Genomic DNA, 17,062 nt, shown 5'->3' with positions numbered 1-17,062 from the left:
TTGATATACTCGTCCGACCCTTTCTAAACCCAATCTAGCAACCAGAATTAGTAATGGACGCCAGTACTATTCGCTTGATCCTAATCGTCGTCGGAGCCGTGCTGATCCTGCTGCTCTATCTGTGGGAGCGTCATCGTGAGAAGCGGGAGCAGGAAGGTGACGAATACGAAGAAGAGATGGGGGTTGCGGCCAGCGACGCCGGGGATGCGCCATATGGTGTGCGTTCGGGCAAGGCGGGTAAGCGGGATCCCAAGATCGGGGTCTACGACGACGAGGATGACGACTCGCCGGACAGCGATTGGTCCTATCTGACGCCGCGTTCCGCCAAGGACTCGGATTCGACCATGTTCGAGGAGGACCGCGATGAGCCTGAGCGCGACGGACCGGCCCGACAGGTTGCATCCACGTCGGAATCCGATTCGGAATCGGTCGACACGCCCGAGGACGAGGACCAGGGCGAGACGCTGGAGCCCCTACTGATCCAATTGAGCGTCAGCGCGCGACGCTATCCCTTCAAGGGAACGGAAATGCTCGAAGTGGCCGAGCGTTGCGGTCTCTATCCCGGCGACATGGACATCTTCCATTGTCTCGACGAGTTTGACGATCAGACCCGTATCTATTTCAGCATGGCCAATATGGTGAAACCGGGCACCTTCCCCTTCGATGAGATGGAGTCATTCTCGACGCCTGGGCTGATGCTCTTCGCTCAGCTCGAAGGGAATCCGGAAGACATGACCATCCTCGACGAAATGATTGCCACCGCGCGCAAGTTGGCGCTCGCGCTCAATGGCGACGTGCTCGACAACAGCCGACGTCCGCTGACGGTCAGCAAGGAAGAAGAGATGCGCCAGGCGGTGCTCGCCAACGAGGTGCGCTGGTCTAAGGTCGCGTTACGGTGACCGTGTCTGCGGAGGAGCGTTTGCGCGCCGAATCGCTGCGCGCGCGGATCCTCTATCACAATCATCGCTACTACGTCCTCGACGACCCGGAGGTTCCGGACGCCGAGTACGACCGACTGGTCCGCGAACTCAAGGGACTGGAGTCCGCGCATCCGGATTTGGTGACGTCCGATTCGCCGACCCAAAGGGTTGGAGCGGCGCCGCGCCCGGAGTTCCGCGAGGTCCGTCACGCCATTCCGATGATTTCGCTCGACAATGCCATGAGCGACGAGGAGCTGGCGGATTTTCATCGCCGTGTCTTGAGTGGGTTGAGCGGTGGCGACGCGCCACTCTATGTCGCCGAGCCAAAGCTCGACGGTCTCGCCATCAGTCTGCGTTACGAGCGGGGCGTTCTGGTCCTGGCTGCTACGCGCGGTGACGGGACCCGGGGGGAGGATGTTACCCATACGGCTCGCACCATCCCCAGTATTCCTCTGTCGCTGATTGGCGAGGATCGCCCCGAGATCCTGGAGGTGCGCGGCGAGGTCTACATGACCCGCGCCGGCTTCGCGCGTCTGAACGAGGAGATCCTGGAACGCGGCGAGCGTCCCTTCGCCAACCCCCGCAACGCCGCCGCCGGCAGCCTGCGCCAGCTCGATCCGCGCGTGACCGCCAGGCGTCCGTTGACCTTCTGCTGTTACGGATGGGGCGAGCTCTCGGTACCGGCCGACGCGCGTCAGTCCGAGATGCTCCGGCGTCTGGCCGGCTGGGGGATTCCCATTTCGCGCGAGCTGCGTCTGGTCTCCGGACTGGATGGCTGCCGGGACTATTTCGAGGATCTGAGCCGTCGTCGCGATCGGCTCGACTTCGATATCGATGGAGTCGTTTTCAAGCTGGATTCATTGGCCGATCAGACCCGGCTCGGTGCCACCAATCACCATCCCCGCTGGGCCATTGCCCGCAAGTTTCCTGCCCAGGAGGAGATGACCCGGGTCGAGTCCGTTGAATTCCAGGTCGGAAGGACCGGTGCCGTGACTCCGGTTGCGCGCCTGCGTCCGGTTCAGGTCGGCGGGGTGACGGTCTCGAACGCAACCCTGCACAACATGGACGAGGTGGCACGCAAGGACGTGCGGATCGGCGATACCGTCATCGTGCGACGCGCCGGAGATGTGATTCCCGAGGTGGTTCGGGTCGTCGTCGAACGACGTCCGGCGGATGTCCGCGAGGTCGAGCTGCCGAGCCAGTGTCCCGTGTGCGGGTCGGACGTGATCCGACCCGAGGGCGAGGCCGTCGCACGCTGCACGGGCGGTCTCTTCTGTCAGGCGCAGCGCAAGGAATCGCTCAAGCATTTCGCCTCTCGTCGCGCCATGGATATCGAGGGGCTGGGCGACAAGCTGATCGAACAACTGGTCGATCTCGATTGGATCCGCGAGCCGGCGGATCTCTATCATCTGACCCAGGATCGCCTCGTGCATCTGGAGCGTATGGGCGAGAAGTCGGCCGCAAATCTGCTGGCCGCGCTCGAGCACAGCAAGGAGACCAGTTTCGCCCGCTTCATCCACGCGCTCGGTATCCGCGAGGTCGGCGTGTCGACGGCCCAGGCGTTGGCCGGTCGTTTCGACGGTATCGAGTCACTGATGCAGGCGCGCGTGGAGGATTTCGTCCAGATCCGTGGCGTCAAGGGTGTCGGTCCCGAGACGGCCAAGGCGCTCCATGCCTATCTGGCCGAGTATCCGGACCTCGAAGCCTCGGACGATCTGGCCGAATGGCTCGCCGGGCTCGGCGTTCGCGGCCTGACGCGCGGGCGGGCGGAGGCACTGGCCGAGCGCTTCGGCGATCTGGCCGGGTTGCGGGCGGCCGAGCCCGAGGATCTCTATCTCAACAGCCGTCGTCTGGTGGACGGCGTGGGGCCGGTGGTCGCGGCCCATATTGCCGGATTCTTCGCCCAGGATCACAATCGCGAGGCGATCGAGCATCTGCTTGAGGCTGGAATCCACTGGCCCTCGACCAGCGAGCCACCGTCCGAGCCGATCGCCCAGCCACTGGCCGGAAAGACCATCGTCATCACCGGAACCCTGAGTCGTCCACGTGACGAGATCAAGGCGCGGCTACAGGAACTCGGCGCCAAGGTGACGGGCAGCGTCTCGAAACAGACCGACTACCTGCTTGCGGGCGAGGAGGCCGGTTCCAAGTTGGACAAGGCCCGCTCTCTGGGTGTCGAGGTGCTGGACGAGGCAGGGCTCGCCGCGCTCATCGACTGATCCGATCCGGGAAGGCTGCTTCAAGACTCCAGACGCACCGCGCGTCTTTGCGTTCAGGCCATCGGCGGTTTTTCCGCCAGCAATCCGAGGGGACCATGATGAGCGAGCTGACCAAAGAGCAAGAGATCCTGATCGCCATGCGCAAGACCCTGTCGGCCATCGTCAGGGACGTGACGCCGCCGCCTGGGATGCGACATCCGCTGTCGGACGGAACGATTCAGCAGGTCCGCGAGTGTCTCGGCATGATCGCCATGCGCGAGAAGGAACTGGCCGATGCTCAGGGCCGTGGCGGCGAGCGTCCCTATTTCGCCGACGAGGCGAAGGATGTGCATCTGGTGCCCTTCCCTGAACTCAAGCGGCGCGGGGATTGATCCGATGTCGCCCACCGAGCTCCAAGCGCGCGCGGCGGGACGTGGCCCCCGTTTCATGTTCGGCTTGACGGCCCTGGTCGCGGCGATCGGGGCGGGTCAGGCGAGCGGTGCGAAGGCTCCGGCGTCCCCCCCTTCTGACTGGGCCTATTCGGGATCCCAGGGGCCGGAGCACTGGGGCGATCTGGATGCTTCCTTTTCGACCTGTCGGACCGGACGCCTCCAGTCTCCGATCGATATCGACCGCGTTCACCGCGTGCCCTATGTTCCACTGACCTTCCAATATCACTCGCAACCGCTTGAGGCCTACAACAGCGGCAAGGGGATTCATGTGGTCTCGCCGCCAGGGAGCGCCCTGCTGGTGCGGGGCGATGTCTACGATCTGGACGAGTTTGTCTTCCATGTGCCTGGCGAGCATCGATTCAAGGGGGCGAGGCCCGAGGCCGAGATTCAGCTCGTGCATCGAAATCGGCTGGGGGCGATGGTGGTGGTGGCCGTCCCGCTGCGTTCGAGCGGGCGCGAGAATCGGATCCTGACACGCGTTCTGGATCATCTGCCCAGCCAGCCGGGCGAGCGGGTCCACTATCGCCAGGTTGGAATCAATCCGCTCTTCCTACTGCCGAGCAGACGCGGCTATTTCCGCTATACGGGGTCCGCCTCGACGCCGCCCTGCAAGGAGCCGGTTCTCTGGTACGTCCTCTACGAGCCGCTGGACGTCACCAAGGATCAGTTGCGGAGATTGGCCGAGTTGGTCGGGAGCAATGCGAGGCCGGTGCAGCCACTCAACGACCGAGAGGTCTTCTGGCTGGCGCGCTGACGGCGGTGTTCGGGAGGGCGTGGATCCCGATGTCGATGGAAACGGGAGCGGTCATCCGCCCCCAGTCGCGGCGAGAGGCCGTTTGAAACGGCCTCTGCGCTGAGTCTCTCCTTACTTGTCCTCCTCGGCCTCTGGATTTGGCTTGAGCTTCACGACGTCCTCGTTGAGCTCGACCATGGCGCTGTCACGCATCTTGGCGAGCTTTTCGGCGATCATCTGACGTTTGACCGCCGCGATCAGACGTGGCTTGGACTCCTCGAAGGTCGGGGGCTCGGCCTTGCGCGTCTCCTGCAGGTTGATGACATGCCAGCCGAACTGGGTGTGCACCGGCTCCTTCGAGTAGCTGCCCGGCTTCATCGCGGCGATTGCCTCGGCGAAAGGCGCGACCATCTGGCTCGGATCGAACCAACCCAGTTCGCCGCCGTTCTTGGCGGTGGGGCCGAGCGAATTCTTCTTCGCCAGTTCCTCGAAATCGCCGCCCTTGTCGAGCTTTTTGATGATCTTCTTGGCCTCGTCCTCGTCCTTCACCAGGATGTGGCGCGCCTTGTACTCGGTGCGGGCGGCCTGTTCCTTGACCTGATCGTAGGCGGCCTTCAGTTGCTCCTCGGTGGGCTCCAGTTCCTCGGCCATCTTCGACAAGGCGGCGTTGGACATGACCTTCATGCGCTCGAGCTTAAGCGCGGCGATCACGTTGCGGTCGTTTTCGAGCTTGAGCTTTTCGCCCTCCTGAGAGGCGACGATCAGTCCCATGAATTCGTCGAAGACCTGCTGCTGCAAGGCCGGCGAGTTTTCGCCTCGGCTACCCTGCAGACGCTCCATGTAGAAGAGACGGAAGACGTCGAGCGTGTAGGGCGTGCCGTTGACGGTCGCGATCAGGGTGTCCGGGGAGTCGGTATCTTTGGCGCTGTCGGCGTAGCAGGCTCCGGAGGCGAGCAATGCGAATGCCACCAGTGAAATACGAGCAGATTTCATAAAGGGATCATCCTTATCGGAAATGGTAAGACGGATGTTCCGGCGCAAAGCCGGTGCATCAAGGAAAGACTTGCCGGAAGGGCTTGACCGAGACCGTCCGGTAGACGCCGGCCTCGACATAGGGATCGGCGGCGGCCCAGGATTCGGCCACGCCGAGGTCGGAAAATTCCGCGACGATGAGCGAACCCGTGAATCCAGCCTCGCCCGGATCCGCGCTATCGATGGCCGGGTGTGGCCCGGCCAGAACCAGTTTGCCCTCGTTCTGCAATGTCTGTAGGCGTTCGAGATGGGCTGGGCGTGCCGCCTTGCGGGCGCTCAGGCTGTCCGGATTGTCGACAGCGATGATGGCGTAGAGCACGTCAATCGGTCTCCAGTGTTTGGGGTTCTTCTTTCACGTGGCGGGTCAGGTAGAACGCCTGGGCGATCACGAAGAGGATCGTCAAACCCATCATACCGAAGAGTTTGAAGTTCACCCAGGTCTCCTCGCGCGCCTGCGCATCGTTGCAGAGATCGAGCAGGTGCCCGCTATAGCTGGCCGCGCATGTGGTGAGATCGACGCTGTCCTGTCCGCTGGCACCTAGCAGCGCCTGCTGGGCATCGAAGAATCCGCTGCCGATGTAGACCACGAAGAGGTTGGCGGCGCCGAGGAAGACGAAGAACAGGGTCCAGAGCAGATTCAGACGCGTCCAGATGGGCGCCGGGATGTCGACGGCATGCCCCATCATGCGCTGGATCAGGGGACGTTCGCCGACGAATTGGCTCCCCAGGAAGGTGGCCGCGAACAACCAGTTGACCAGGGTCGGCTTCCACATCACGAAAATGGGATCCCGGAGCGCGAGGGTGAGTCCACCGAAGACGACCAGCAGACCCAGGGTCGCCAGATGCATCTTCTCGACCCGTCGGTGCCGCCACCAGGACCAGCCGACCTGAACGGCGGAGGCGCTGATCGCGACCCCGGTGGCCACGTAGATGCCCGCCAGCTTGTAGGCGATGAAGAAGAGCAGAATGGGAAAGAAATCGAGCAGGAGTTTCATAGGGGCGCCGGATCCTCGAAATAGGGTTGGCGAGCTTAAAATGCGCGGTTTGCAAGGTAAAGGATGCGCTGATTCGGGAAGACAGGCGAACGGGGAGGGAGTTTCCCGAGTCGCGAGCTGAGCTCTATCGTCGTCGGCTATGTTACAGGCCCAGGCCGGTGGCAGGGATCCTTGTGCGGCAACGCCGCCAGGGCGTTTCGGTAGCCACGCAGGCTTGGGGCCGCAATGGCGTGGTCGAGTCTCGCACTCTGTCGCCGGTTGTATTCGGCGCCGGGTAGCATCAGGTTCGATGCTACCGACCTTGATGCCGCCGAAGATACTGCCGTGCTCGCTGCGCCCCAAACCCCATCGATCTCTTCGTCCCGGAGTCCGTCCCCGCCATGTGGTGACGGGGAGCCGGTTCTGCGTCGCCGCCGTTGGCTGTTCGCCAGTGCGGTGCTGGCGACCATGTCCCTGCTGATGCTGTCGATGGCTCGAACTCTGAGCCCTGGCGGTCTCGATGTCTGGGATTGGGTATTGCTGGTCTGTTTCGGCTTTACGCTGCCCTGGACCGCGATCGGATTCTGGAACGCCGTCATCGGGCTGGGGCTGATGCGGCTCTATCGCGATCCCGTGGCCAGGGTCTTTCCGCTCGATCGAGGAGAGGATGCCCCGCTGGACCAGCGCGTCGCCATCCTGAGTTGCATCCGCAACGAGGATGCGGCGACGGTGTTCCGCAACCTCGATCGCATGGTCGCCGGGCTGGTCGAGCGCGGCGTCGCGGACCGCTTCGACCTGCATCTGCTGAGCGACTCGACCTGGGAGGAATGCAGCGCGGCCGAAGAGCAGGGTATGAGGAGATTCCGCGAGCGATGGGGCCAAACACTTTCGGTCGATTATCGCCGTCGTCTCGACAACCCGGGCTTCAAGGCGGGCAACATCGCCGAATTCATGGCCCGGCGCGGCGAGGATTACGACCTGGCCCTGGTGCTCGACGCCGACAGCCTCATGGATCCGGACGTCCTGTTGCGGATGGTGCGCACCATGCAGGCCAATCCGCGACTGGGCATCCTGCAGAGCCTGGTGGTCGGTCTGCCGTCGAGCAGTGCCTTCGCTCGGGTGTTTCAGTTCGGCATGCGTTTCGGCATGCGCTCCTACACCCTGGGCAGCGCTTGGTGGCAGGGCGATTGCGGTCCCTACTGGGGACACAATGCGCTGCTACGGGTTCGTCCATTCGTTGAGCACTGCAGGCTGCCGATCATTCCCGGTCGGGGTCCGCTGTCCGGCTGGGTGCTGAGTCACGATCAGGTCGAGGCGGTGCTGATGCGTCGCGCCGACTATCAGGTTCGGGTGCTGCCCGAAGAGACCGGTAGCTACGAGGAGAATCCCACGACTTTGCTGGAGTACATCCGCCGCGATCTGCGCTGGTGCCAGGGCAATCTGCAGTATCTCAGGCTGCTCGGCACACCGGGGTTAAATCCATGGAGTAGGACTCAATTGGTCCTGGCGATCCTCATGTTCGTCGGCTCGCCCTTCTGGGTGCTCCTGATGGCCATCGCCGCCTCCCGGGCCTTCCTCGATACCGGGACGCCGCTGTTCGATCCCGCCTACGGCGTGCCCTTGCTGTTCACCATCCTGACGATGGTCTTCGCCCCGAAGCTCGCCTCGGTGATCGACGTGCTGGCCGATGCCGAGCGCCGCAAGGCATTTGGCGGCGCTTCAAGGGTGCTGGGGGGCGCACTGGGTGAGGCCCTGTTCAGCACCCTGTTGGCGCCGGTGCTTGCGATCGCCCACAGCGTCTTCATGAGCGGCTTGGTGTTCGGCAAGAAGCTGGTGTGGGGTCCTCAGCGACGGGTGACCCATGCGGTGCCCATCGCGTTGGCCTGGCGTCGGCTCTGGCCCCAGACCCTGCTCGGGTTCGCCGCAACCCTGGCGTTGACGCTGCACAGCGGTGTGACGATGGCGCTCCTGTCGCCCTTTTTCGTCGGCGCCTTGCTCGCGGTGCCGATTGCGGTGTGGAGCGCGGATCTTCGGGTTGGCTCTTGGGTCACTCGGGCGGGTCTCTGGGCCATCCCGGAGGAACTGGGTCCGAGCCGGTTCCTGGCTTCGCTCGATCTGGATGCGATTCGAGTCGCCGCTGGATCGAGGCACCCGGTTCAGCCGGTCGATACCGTCCCCATCCAGGACGAAGAGATGGCCGACGGCTCCCTGGAGGTCGCGACCGCCACCTCATCGGCCGAGCGGTCTGCATGAGCATGCCGGGCGAGGACGGACGCACGACGGCCTTTTGGGTCTGCGCACCTGGCCAGGGCGAACTGCGCGACGAGCCGTTGCCGCCACTGCCCGAGGGCCATGTCCGGGTGCGGACCCTCTATAGCGGCATCAGCCGAGGCACCGAGTCATTGGTGTATCGCGGAGAGGTCCCGGAGAGCGAGCACCAGCGGATGCGCGCGCCATTCCAGGTTGGCGAGTTTCCCGGGCCGGTGAAATACGGCTATTGCAATGTCGGCCTCGTCGAGGCCGGCCCAGACACGCTGATGGGTTCGTCGGTCTTCTGTCTCCATCCACACCAGACCCTCTATCAGGTGCCCGCCGAGTGGGTCCATCCCTTGCCGGATGGACTGCCCCCCGAGCGCGCGGTGTTGGCCGCGAACATGGAGACGGCGGTCAACGGTCTCTGGGATGCGACCCCGAAGGTCGGAGACCGGGTCGCGGTGATCGGTGCCGGGGTGCTCGGCTGTCTCTGCGTCTGGCTGGCGTCGCGGATTCCGGGCTGCGAGGTCGAGCTGATCGACATCGACCCGCAGCGCGCCGTGATCGCCGCCAAGCTCGGGGTCGTCTTCCGCGAGCCGGACCAGGCCAGCCCGGACGCCGATCTGGTCATCCACGCGAGCGGTGCGCCTGCTGGCGTGTCCACCGCGCTCGATCTCGCCGGCTTCGAATCCAGGGTGATCGAGCTCAGCTGGTTCGGCACCCGAACCGTCCCGCTCGCACTCGGGCAGGGTTTTCATCAACGCCGACTGCGTCTGATCTCATCCCAGGTTGGCAGCGTCGCCGACGTCCAGCGTGCGCGCTGGGATCATCGTCGGCGCATGGGTCTGGCGCTCCGGCTCCTGCGGGATCCGCTGCTGGACTGCTTGGTCAGCGGGGAGAGCCCATTCTCCGAGCTCCCGGAGGTCCAGGCTCGACTGGCCCAAAACCCGCCCGGCGTCCTCATGCACCGTATCCGCTATCCGGGGCACAGTAGAGGGTCGGGTGACGGCTGACGGGAGTGTCGACAGCGGGGAGGCTGTCGTCAAGCGTACAGGGATGTATTCACAGCGTTCCCCGGCAGCCGTCACCCTGCCCGGAAAGGCATCTATGACCACCGACCTTCGAGGCCCCCTATGTACGGTATCCGCGTTCGCGATCACATCATGATCGCCCACAGTTTCCAGGGTGAGGTCTTCGGTCCGGCCCAGCGGCTCCACGGCGCGACCTATGTGGTCGACGTGGAGTTTCGGCGCGAGACCCTGGACGAGGCCAACCTGGTCGTCGACATTGGGCTCGCCAGCCAGGCGCTGCGCCAGGTGCTGGACGCGTTCGATTACCGCAACCTGGACGAGCTGCCTGAGCTGACCGGACAGAACACCACCACCGAATTCCTCGCCCGCCACATCTTCGATGCCATGGCTCAGCGCATCGCCAGTGGTGAGCTCGGTGCCACCGCCTTGGCACTCAACGGCATGCGTGTCGAGCTGGCCGAATCGCATCGTGCCTGGGCCTTCTTCGAAGGTTCGCTCCCAGGGGCGACGTGAACCGCACGCTCTGGTTCCTGATCCCCGGCGACCCTGATACGCCGACCGGCGGTTATGTTTACGACCGCCGGATCGCTGCCGGTCTCGTTGAGTCTGGTTGGCGCATCGAGCAGCGGCGGCTCGACGCGAGCTTTCCGCAGCCTTCGCGAGCAGCACTGGAGCATGCCCGTCAGATGCTGGCCGAGATCCCCGATGAGGCGCTGGTGCTGATCGACGGTCTGGCGCTCGGTGCCATGCCATTCCTGGTACGAGATGAATGCCGGAGGCTCCGGCTGGTGGCCCTGGTGCATCACCCCTTGGCCGACGAGACCGGGCTTGCACCGACACAGCGGGCCGAGCTCGAAGACAGCGAGCCCCGTGCACTGGCTGCCGTGCGCGGGACCATCGTCACCAGCCGTTTCACCGCTGTCAGGCTGAGGCACTATGGCGTGCCGGTCGAACGACTGCGCGTGGTCGAGCCCGGCGTGGATCCAAGTCCCAGAACCCAGGGTATCGGTGGAAATCCGTTGTCGCTGATCTGCGTGGCGACCATCACCGAGCGCAAGGGCCATGACATCCTGCTCGAGGCCTTGGCCGGGCTTCGCGACCTGCCGTGGCGACTCAGCTGTATCGGTGATCTGGACAGGGATCCTGTCTGGTCCGCTCGGATTCTCGAACAGTGCGAGCGGTTGGGGCTGACTGATCGGGTCCGGTTCACCGGGGTACTGTCCCTGCAGATCCTGGAGCAGCATTACCAGAGCGCCGACCTGGCGGTGCTCGCGACCCGCTTCGAGGGTTATGGCATGGCCGTTACCGAGGCCGTAGCCTATGGGTTGCCGATGGTGCTGACCTCTGGGGGCGCCGCTGCGGAGACCTTGCCGGACGGAGCCGGTATCCTGGTCCCGGTGGACGATGTCGCGGCACTGCGTCAGGCATTGCGGAGTCTCCTCTCCGACCCCGAAAAACGCGCGCGTCTTGCGGAAACGGCCTGGCGTGCCGCCCTGACGTTACCGTCTTGGAGTCAGGCGGTGAGGGCGTTCTCTGCTGTGCTGGATGATGTGGGGACGCTGCCGGCACCACTCGACCCAGCGAGCATCCATGTCTAAAGCTGACACCAAAGAACGCTTCTCGGCGGACTGGCTCAGCCTGCGGGAGCCGGCGGATCACAGGTCCAGATCCCCATTGGTGCTGTCCCAGGTCCGTCGCTGGGCGGCCGATCATGATCCGCTGCGGATCATCGATCTCGGCTGCGGTTCCGGCTCCAATCTGCGCTATCTGTGCCCGAGCCTGCCGGTGCGTCAGCATTGGGTGTGCGTGGACCAGGATCCCGAGCTGATCGGGCGACTGGTCGCGATGGCCCCAAACTCGCCACAGCTCGCCGGTTTGACCACCCGCGTCGAGCGACTCCAGGCGCCCGGACTGCTCGCGGACATCGACTCGCGGACCCTGGTGACCGCCAGCGCCTTGCTGGACCTGGTGTCCGAGGATTGGCTCGCGGATCTGGTTGCCGACTGTCATCCCAGTGGAGCCGCGCTGCTCGTCGCCATGACCTATGATGGCCGTGTCGGGCTCCATCCAGAGCATCCCTCGGACGACTGGATCCTCGACCGATTCAATTGCGATCAGCGCCGGGACAAGGGACTGGGTCCGGCGCTCGGCCCCACGGCGGCAGGGAGACTGCGTGCGCTTGCCGAGGCCCAGGGGTTCAGAATCCACCAGGCCAGCTCGGATTGGCTGCTGGACGGAGACGACCGGCAGCTGATGACCCAACTGATCGCCGGCTGGGCCGAGGCCGTCGCGCGCCAGGTACCCGCAGAGACCGACCGCATCGAGGCATGGCATGGCCAGCGGAAGCAGGACCTGGTATCACGCGCACTCGTGATCCGTGTCGGCCACCAGGATCTCTTCTTGGAACCCTCATTCCCTTCGCGCCCTTAGCGCCTTTGCGGTTCAACCATATCCATGTTCGAACTCGATCGGATCACCAAGCGCTACGGCTCCTCGCTGGCCCTCGACGGCATTCGGCTGAGTATCGCGCGCGGGAGTACGACGGCGCTGATCGGACCCTCCGGCTGCGGCAAGTCGACCCTGCTGCGGATCCTGATCGGTCTGATCGAGCCGGATGTGGGCCATGTCCGCTTCGATGGGCAGATGCTGGAGCGGACGCGGATTCGTGCCCAGCGGCAACGGATGGGCTACGTCATCCAGCAGGGCGGTCTTTTTCCGCATCTGACGGCGCGCGAAAACGTCGTCCTCATGGCCCGCCTCCTCAAATGGAGTTCCGACCGCATCAAGACGCGTTTGAGCGAACTGATGGAGCTGACGCATTTCCCCCGAGCGGGGCTGGAGCGCTATCCCACCGAGCTGTCCGGCGGTCAGAATCAGCGCGTGGGACTCATGCGTGCCCTGATGCTGGACCCGGAGGTGCTCTTGCTCGACGAACCCCTTGGTGCCCTGGATCCCATGATCCGCTACGAGCTGCAGGAGGAGCTGAAGCAGATCTTCGCCACCCTGGACAAGACTGTCGTGCTGGTGACCCATGATCTGGCCGAGGCCGCCTTCCTCGGCGAGACCATCGTCCTGATGCGCGCGGGCCGGATCGTTCAGAGCGGCAGCCTCGACGAGATGATCCGCGCGCCGGCCGAGCCCTTCGTCGAGCGGTTCGTGCGCGCCCAGCGTTCCCATCGGGTCGCGCTGGGGGAGGGCGCATGAGGCGGGTTTCGTCCGTTCTGCCTTGGCTGCTTCTGGCACCCCTGGTGCTGGGGCTGCTCACGGGCTGCGGTCGGTCGGACGGCGAGATCCGCATCGGCAGCAAGAAGTTCACCGAGGGGATCATCCTCGGCGAGGTGCTGCGCGGCCTGGTCGCCGAGACCGGGCTCCCGGTGCACCACCGCCGCGCGCTCGGCGGGACCCGGATCGTCTTCAATGCCCTGGAGAGCGGCGAGATCGACGCCTATGTCGACTATACGGGCACCTTGCTCCATGAGGTCTTGGCAGAGGACAAGGCCGCGCAGGGGCGAACGCTGAGCGAGCGGCTCGCCGAGCGGGGCATCCGTCTCGCCGGTTCGATCGGCTTCCAGAACAACTATGCGCTCGGCATGCCCGAGGCGCGGGCGGAAGCGCTGGGGATCGAGCGCATCTCGGATCTGCGCGACCATCCCGAGCTCCGATTCCGTTTCGGCAACGAGTTCATGGACCGCGCCGACGGTTGGGCGGGTCTGCGGTCTTTCTACGGACTGCCGCAGCGCGACGTGCGCGGTCTCGAGCACGAACTGGCCTACCGCGCGCTCGCCAGCGGCGAGGCCGATCTGACCGACCTCTACACCACGGACGCCGAGATCGCCTATTACCATCTGCGGCCGCTGCGCGACGATCGCGACTGGTTCGCCCGATACGATGCGGTGCTGCTCTACCGGGCCGATCTGGCGCAACGTGTGCCGGAGGCCGTCACGGCGCTCGAACGCGCCCTGGGTCTGATCGACGCGAGGCGCATGATCGCGATGAACGCCGCCGTCCAGATCGAGGGACGCACCGAGTCTCAGGTCGCCGGCGAGCTGCTGCGCGAGCGGCTGGGCATCCTCGACGCGACCGAGACCAGGGGTCTCCTGGCGCGCCTGGCCCAGTGCACGCTGGAGCACCTCACCCTGGTCGGCGTCTCGCTCCTCGCCGCCGTGCTGGCCGCCGTTCCGCTCGGGCTGCTCGCCGCGCACCGGCCGCGACTGGGACAGCTCGTCCTCGCCTTCGTCGGCATCGCCCAGACCATCCCCGCGCTGGCCCTGCTGGTCCTCATGATCCCCTTCTTCGGGATCGGGGCGGGACCGGCCCTGGTGGCGCTCTTCCTCTACAGCCTGCTGCCGATCGTGCGAAACACCCACGCCGGCATCCGCGGCATCCCGGCCGCCACCATCGAGTCCGCCGAGGCGCTGGGTCTGCCCGCCGGCGCGCGTCTGCGTCTGATCGAGCTGCCCCTGGCGCTGCCGACCATCCTGGCCGGCATCAAGACTGCGGCCGTCATCAACGTCGGCGCTGCCACACTCGGCGCACTGATCGGCGCCGGCGGCTACGGACAGCCGATCCTGGCCGGCATCCGGCTCGACGACATGGGGTTGATCATGGAGGGGGCGATCCCAGCCGCCGTCTTGGCGGTGACGGTCCAATGGCTGTTCGAGCGGGCCGAGCGCACCGCACTGCCGCGCGGCATTCGCGGGCTGGGTCGGACAGGGGGCGATTGAGGATCGGATCGACCGTCGCTCAGGTCGAGCGCGCACCTTGATAATGCATATTCAATATGCATACTTTCGACCTATGTGCCTGGAATACGACCCAGCGAAACGTGCCGCGAATCTGCGCAAGCACGGTATCGATCTCGAAGATGCGATGCCAGTGCTCTTCGATCCCCGCGCTTTGGTACGCGAAGACGCTGATGGCTGGGGAGTCTGCTGACAGCCTTGATCGTCGTTCCGGACAGCGGCGACTGGTCCGCACAGCGGACCCTACTCAAAACTACGGTCCGTAGGGTCCGCTGCGCGGACCTTCGGCGGTAGAGCAACCGGGCGGTCGATAGGGATGGCCAAGGCCCTGCTGACGGTCGTATACAATTTTCGTGTTCATAACGCCGTTCGACTCATCTCGGCACGCCTGGCTACGTTGCGAGAGAAACACGCCTATGAAACCTGAGTACGACATGACGGGCGTGCGCCGCGCGACGGAGATCGACCATCTGAACCGTCTGCGCGCCGGCAAGACTCGAATCACGATCATGCTGGACGATGACGTATTGGATGCGTTTCGGCGAAGCTCGGACGAGAAGGGCATCGGCTATCAGACGCTCATCAACCTGGCCCTCCGCGAGTCTCTCGGGCGCCGTCCTTTGGACGAGGATGCGTTGCGCCGGATATTGCGCGAGGAGCTGCATCACGCCGCCTGAGCGGCATTCGGGGGTTCGGCAGGAAAGGTATCGGCTGAGTGTTGGGTGAGTGGTCGATCTGAGAGGGTTTGCGCGCGCTGTCTAACACACCAATTCCGATCTGTCGGGTCTATCTCCATATTCGATTTCCATCCAAAACCCAACCGATGCGCACCTTCGCCTGCCAATCCTGCGGTCAGCCGATCTATTTCACGAACCACACCTGCATCCATTGCGGTGCGGTCTTGGGGTTCATTCCGGAGGAGCTGCGTCTGGCGGCCTTGCAGGAGCAGCCCGGCGGGACCTGGACGCCGATTCCACCCACGGACAAGCTGCGCCGTTTGAGCCGGTTCAGCCGCCGCCCTGAGATTCCGGACAATACCCGGCGGTATCGCAAGTGTGCCAATTACACCCAGTACAACGTCTGCAACTGGATGGTCCCGGCCGATGCCGCCGACAGCCTTTGCCCCGTGTGTCGCACGAATCGGACGATCCCCAATCTCGACCGTCCGGGCAATCTCGAAAAGTGGTACCGCATCGAATGCGGGAAGCGGCGCCTCGCCTATGGCCTGATCCGGCTCGGATTGCCGATGAGAGCGCGGACCGAGGACCCGGAGCAGGGCATCCTCTTCGACTTTCCCTCCAGCCAGGATGCGCCACCGGGCCAGGCCGTCATGACCGGTCATGCCGACGGTGTCATCACCATCGACATCGACGAGGCGGACTCGGCCAATCGAGAACGAATCCGGGTGGATATGAACGAAACCTACCGCACCCTGGTGGGCCACTTTCGCCATGAGATCGGCCATTACTACTGGGATCTGCTCATCCGGGACGGTGGACGTCTGGAGGGCTTCCGCTCACGCTTCGGCGACGAGCAACGGAATTACCAGCAGGCCCTCGACGACCATTATCGCGACGGACCGCCCGCCGACTGGCAGGACCATTTCATCACCCCCTACGCCAGCAGCCATCCCTGGGAGGACTGGGCCGAGACCTGGGCCCACTACATGCACATCACCGACACAATGGAGACTGCGGCCCATTACGGGCTCGAGGTGGAGCGACGCCTGCCGGACGGGAGCGTGCAGCGTGCGGACCCGGAATTCGACCCTTACGACATCGCGGACTTCCAGCCGATCATCGACAACTGGGTGCCGCTCACCTCGGCGATCAACAGCCTCAACCAAAGCATGGGTCAGCAGGATCTCTATCCATTCGTGCTACCCCAGCCGGCGATCGAGAAGATGGAGTACGTGCATCGGATCATCCGGGAGGCGTCTGGCCGCTGATCCACGCCGGTCACCGGAACATCCCCTTTGATTCCATCCGGCCGCACCAATAGAGGTAGGTCCCATGGCAACAGAAGAGACCGTCAGCATGACGGCGTCGAATCGATGAACACAAGAGACATACGCCCGACTCCGATCGCAGGACTCCTGTTCCTGATTTTGGCGTTCTTCAGCGGAGGAGCCCCGATGGCCATCGAAGAACCGAGCTACGAGGTGACACGCACCTACCCCATGTTCGAGCTGCGCCAATATGCGCCCTATCTGGTGGCGGAGACGGCGGTTGGGGATGATTTCGACGAGGCGGGCAATCAGGCCTTCCGCATCCTCGCCGACTACATCTTCGGCAACAACCGCTCCAAGACCAAGATGGACATGACGGCGCCGGTCAACCAGCGTCCCGCCGAGGATCAGAGCGAAAAGATCCGTATGACGGCCCCGGTCAGCCAACAGGCGGGCGAGGGGAAGCCGGGCACCTATGTCGTCAGCTTCGTGATGCCGTCCGGTTACAGCCTGGACACCCTGCCGACGCCAAACGATGCGCGCGTGCATCTGCGCGAGGAGCCGGCCAAGCTCATGGCCGTACGCCGCTACTCCGGGCGCTGGACCCGCGACAATTACGAGAAGAACCTTGGCATCCTTCGCTCGGCCATCCGGGAGGCCGGTTTGGAAACGGTCGGCGAGCCCGTCTACGCCCGCTACAACCCGCCCTTCACCCCATGGTTCATGAGGCGCAATGAGGTGATGCTGGAGATTGCATCGCCTTAGGTTTGGATCTTCAG

The 17,062-nt window shown here is 64.4% G+C and carries 17 protein-coding genes; 14 read left to right on the top strand and 3 right to left on the bottom strand.

All coding sequences use genetic code 11. From position 1 onward, the window contains the following. The first annotated feature begins 53 nt into the window (after positions 1 to 53). The 4 genes from zipA (at position 54) to THIDRDRAFT_RS13010 (ending at position 4,324) form a co-directional block, all read left to right on the top strand. Positions 54 to 899, top strand: a complete 846-nt coding sequence (zipA, locus tag THIDRDRAFT_RS13025) for a cell division protein ZipA (RefSeq protein WP_007041320.1) — start codon at positions 54 to 56, stop codon at positions 897 to 899. After that, positions 896 to 3,139: an NAD-dependent DNA ligase LigA gene (ligA, locus tag THIDRDRAFT_RS13020; RefSeq protein ID WP_007041319.1), complete on the top strand. Its 2,244-nt coding sequence runs from the start codon at positions 896 to 898 to the stop codon at positions 3,137 to 3,139. The genes zipA and ligA overlap by 4 nt, the downstream gene beginning before the upstream one ends. 98 nt (positions 3,140 to 3,237) lie before the next feature. Next, the gene (locus THIDRDRAFT_RS13015; protein WP_050984721.1) at positions 3,238 to 3,510 is read left to right on the top strand and encodes a hypothetical protein; all 273 of its coding nucleotides are present in this window, start codon (positions 3,238 to 3,240) and stop codon (positions 3,508 to 3,510) included. A gap of 4 nt (positions 3,511 to 3,514) precedes the next feature. Continuing rightward, a complete protein-coding gene (locus THIDRDRAFT_RS13010) occupies positions 3,515 to 4,324 on the top strand; it encodes a carbonic anhydrase (protein WP_007041317.1) in 810 nt (269 codons plus the stop codon). Positions 4,325 to 4,435: 111 nt separating this feature from the next. Here the strand turns inward: THIDRDRAFT_RS13010 and THIDRDRAFT_RS13005 are convergent, their stop codons facing one another. Genes THIDRDRAFT_RS13005 through THIDRDRAFT_RS12995 form a run of 3 tightly spaced genes read right to left on the bottom strand, consistent with a single transcriptional unit; the run spans position 4,436 to position 6,330 of the window. Continuing rightward, entirely contained in the window at positions 4,436 to 5,296 is an 861-nt protein-coding gene (locus THIDRDRAFT_RS13005; protein ID WP_007041316.1) for a peptidylprolyl isomerase, read from the bottom strand. A 58-nt stretch (positions 5,297 to 5,354) separates the two neighbouring features. Continuing rightward, complete coding sequence (locus THIDRDRAFT_RS13000) at positions 5,355 to 5,654, bottom strand: YciI family protein (protein ID WP_007041315.1); 300 nt, start codon at positions 5,652 to 5,654, stop codon at positions 5,355 to 5,357. 1 nt (position 5,655) lies between these two features. Next, a complete protein-coding gene (locus THIDRDRAFT_RS12995; RefSeq protein WP_007041314.1) occupies positions 5,656 to 6,330 on the bottom strand; it encodes a septation protein A in 675 nt (224 codons plus the stop codon). Between the two features lie 225 nt (positions 6,331 to 6,555). Here THIDRDRAFT_RS12995 and mdoH point away from each other — a divergent pair, with 225 nt between their 5' ends. The 10 genes from mdoH (at position 6,556) to THIDRDRAFT_RS12945 (ending at position 17,048) form a co-directional block, all read left to right on the top strand. Next, positions 6,556 to 8,562 (top strand): glucans biosynthesis glucosyltransferase MdoH, encoded by a 2,007-nt coding sequence (gene mdoH / locus THIDRDRAFT_RS12990; protein WP_007041313.1) that lies wholly within the window; start codon positions 6,556 to 6,558, stop codon positions 8,560 to 8,562. Next, positions 8,559 to 9,575 (top strand): zinc-dependent alcohol dehydrogenase, encoded by a 1,017-nt coding sequence (locus THIDRDRAFT_RS12985; RefSeq protein ID WP_007041312.1) that lies wholly within the window; start codon positions 8,559 to 8,561, stop codon positions 9,573 to 9,575. The genes mdoH and THIDRDRAFT_RS12985 overlap by 4 nt, the downstream gene beginning before the upstream one ends. Before the next feature lie 120 nt (positions 9,576 to 9,695). Then, on the top strand, positions 9,696 to 10,106 hold the full coding sequence (locus THIDRDRAFT_RS12980) for a 6-pyruvoyl trahydropterin synthase family protein (RefSeq protein ID WP_007041311.1): 411 nt from the start codon (positions 9,696 to 9,698) through the stop codon (positions 10,104 to 10,106). Further along, entirely contained in the window at positions 10,103 to 11,191 is a 1,089-nt protein-coding gene (locus tag THIDRDRAFT_RS12975; protein WP_007041310.1) for a glycosyltransferase family 4 protein, read from the top strand. Before THIDRDRAFT_RS12980 ends, THIDRDRAFT_RS12975 begins: the two co-directional genes overlap by 4 nt. Beyond that, positions 11,184 to 12,023 (top strand): class I SAM-dependent methyltransferase, encoded by an 840-nt coding sequence (locus tag THIDRDRAFT_RS12970; RefSeq protein WP_007041309.1) that lies wholly within the window; start codon positions 11,184 to 11,186, stop codon positions 12,021 to 12,023. The genes THIDRDRAFT_RS12975 and THIDRDRAFT_RS12970 overlap by 8 nt, the downstream gene beginning before the upstream one ends. Before the next feature lie 24 nt (positions 12,024 to 12,047). Beyond that, positions 12,048 to 12,797 (top strand): ATP-binding cassette domain-containing protein, encoded by a 750-nt coding sequence (locus tag THIDRDRAFT_RS12965; protein ID WP_007041308.1) that lies wholly within the window; start codon positions 12,048 to 12,050, stop codon positions 12,795 to 12,797. Next, entirely contained in the window at positions 12,794 to 14,317 is a 1,524-nt protein-coding gene (locus THIDRDRAFT_RS12960; RefSeq protein WP_007041307.1) for an ABC transporter permease/substrate-binding protein, read from the top strand. Before THIDRDRAFT_RS12965 ends, THIDRDRAFT_RS12960 begins: the two co-directional genes overlap by 4 nt. 434 nt (positions 14,318 to 14,751) lie before the next feature. Continuing rightward, positions 14,752 to 15,012 (top strand): BrnA antitoxin family protein, encoded by a 261-nt coding sequence (locus tag THIDRDRAFT_RS12955; RefSeq protein ID WP_007041306.1) that lies wholly within the window; start codon positions 14,752 to 14,754, stop codon positions 15,010 to 15,012. Positions 15,013 to 15,158: 146 nt separating this feature from the next. Beyond that, entirely contained in the window at positions 15,159 to 16,283 is a 1,125-nt protein-coding gene (locus THIDRDRAFT_RS12950) for a zinc-binding metallopeptidase family protein (protein WP_007041305.1), read from the top strand. A 186-nt stretch (positions 16,284 to 16,469) separates the two neighbouring features. Continuing rightward, on the top strand, positions 16,470 to 17,048 hold the full coding sequence (locus THIDRDRAFT_RS12945) for an SOUL family heme-binding protein (RefSeq protein WP_007041304.1): 579 nt from the start codon (positions 16,470 to 16,472) through the stop codon (positions 17,046 to 17,048). Positions 17,049 to 17,062 lie beyond the last annotated feature (14 nt).

This window comes from Thiorhodococcus drewsii AZ1 (assembly GCF_000224065.1).
GTDB classification, from domain to species: domain Bacteria; phylum Pseudomonadota; class Gammaproteobacteria; order Chromatiales; family Chromatiaceae; genus Imhoffiella; species Imhoffiella drewsii.
This window is presented reverse-complemented; position numbering and strand designations above follow the sequence as displayed.